Here is a 2,031-nt window from a genome sequence, read left to right on the forward strand (position 1 = left end):
AAAGATAATTTTCACATTAACAGATAATGGTGTTGGCTTTGAAATAGATCAAAAAACAGAAGGAAATGGCCTGAGGAACTTTAAAGAAAGGGCTGAGGAATCAAATTTTGAATTGAAAATTGAAAGTGATGCAGGTAAAGGAACTATACTTTCTATATGTCTTTCTCACTAGAATTAGGGATTTTTTAGAATTGAAAACTATGCCAATTTTGTAGAAATAAATAACACAGAATGGTAGCTTTTTCAACAACGTATTTACAACAATTAAAACCTAAACCCAAGCAAATGATAAGAGTAGCCTTATTTGAAGACAACAAGAACTTTAGAGAAAGTTTGTCACTTTATTTGGCTAGTTCAGAGAACATTTGGATGACTGGCTCATACCCTGACGCCAGAGAGGCGGTTTCGATTGTGAAAAAGCAGAAACCTGATGTGATATTGATGGACATTGAGATGCCCTATATGAATGGCATACACGCAATGATAGAAATCAGAAAGGCCGTTCCCGATGCTAAAATCCTTATTCAGACAGTTTTTGAAGACGAAGACCGCGTATTTCAGGCCATTTGTGGTGGTGCCTCAGGCTATATCATCAAAAACCCTGACCCAGAAAAATATGTGCAGGCTATAGAGGAAGTGAATGGAGGCGGCTCGCATTTGTCGCCAGCCATAGCGGCCAAAGTGATGCAGATGTTTCAGAACCAATTTGTGAAAAAGGAACCAACATTTGTGGACCTAACAGCACGAGAAAAAGACGTGTTGGGTTGTTTGGTAAAAGGAATGAGTTACAAAATGATTGCGGATGCATGTAGCATAAGCTATGCCACTGTAAACACACACGTAAAGCATATTTATGAGAAATTGCATGTAAACTCAGCACCCGAAGCCATCATCAAGGCCATAGAGATGCGATTGGTCTGAAAGGTTGGGTTCTTAATTTATAAACTCCGATGGCCCAGAGGGTGTAAGTTATGGGTTCAGAAATACTCAAAATTATTCCGAAAATAAAGGCTAAATCGTCAGAAAAAGGGGTAATAGCTTTATATATTGGTGTAATAAATAAATTTATTAGATTTGATATTAAAAATCCAAGGTTAAACCAAAATAATGGCTCATTTTTCAAGATTCTTATTTTAGAAGATTTTATCAGTCTAGAATGAACAAAAATAGCAAGAGCAATTGAAAGTGAATTTTTCAATGGAAATAATAAAGGAGCCCCAATTGGCTTGGCAATTGAAAGTTTATAAAAAATTTGAATTAAACTTGCCAAACAAAACAGAATAACTATTAAAATTACTGTCCATTTAATTTTTAAATTGTTTATTATTTTTAAATAAAAAATTGAAGGAATAATACATGCGACCCAGGCAAAAAGGTGATCTAATATATTAGAAACTGTATTGCCTGCTAACATAAATAAATTTATTGACAGATCAACAATTGAATAAGATATCAAAGTGATTAAAATAAAAACGAAAGGGCCTTTAAAATACTTTGATGAAACCAAAGAATAACCTGTCAAAATTACAAGAGAAATGGTTCCTAATTTTGCAGAGTTCAAAAACAAAAAATATAGAATTTTAGAATATAGTAACATTAATATTTTTTTAACAAACATATACAATTATGACAAAAACAGCAATTTATTCCTTAATGGCAAATATTATTTTATTTTGTTCATGCAACAAAGAAGGTTCAAATAGTAAGAATTTAGAATCTTTTAAATACCAATCTAGGCTTGATAGCCTTTTGAACGGAACAAAAGACTTCGGTAATGATGAAATTAATAATGGGGTAATCCGGCAACTCCAATATCAGAAAAAATTCAAAGTAGATGAAAAAAATGGTGTGGTTCTACCAAAGTCACTATTGAATCAATCCATAAATGGATTTACAGAATTAGGTATTGTTTTGCCCCAAGACACTTCAAACTATTCAAAATGGGATTTTTTAGTGGTTTACCCAGGTTTATCAATTAATGAATCTAACGAAGAAAAATTAGAACCAGTAGTATTTTATTATAAGGGAAAA

2 protein-coding genes are annotated in these 2,031 nt (G+C 32.5%); both read left to right on the top strand.

All coding sequences use genetic code 11. The annotated features are described in order from the left end of the window. Positions 1-285: 285 nt before the first annotated feature. Complete coding sequence (locus EGI22_RS15280; protein ID WP_255069293.1) at positions 286-921, top strand: response regulator transcription factor; 636 nt, start codon at positions 286-288, stop codon at positions 919-921. A 705-nt stretch (positions 922-1,626) separates the two neighbouring features. Further along, positions 1,627-2,031, top strand: a 405-nt coding sequence (locus EGI22_RS15285) for a hypothetical protein (protein ID WP_255069315.1), incomplete at its 3' end; no start/stop codon positions are given.

It is taken from the genome of Lacihabitans sp. LS3-19, assembly GCF_024343575.1.
Classification (GTDB): domain Bacteria; phylum Bacteroidota; class Bacteroidia; order Cytophagales; family Spirosomataceae; genus Leadbetterella.

Bases quoted from the DNA above. Each gene is read 5' to 3' on its own strand.
- EGI22_RS15280 (WP_255069293.1), top strand. From the start codon at position 286: ATGATAAGAGTAGCCTTATTTGAAGACAACAAGAACTTTAGAGAAAGT.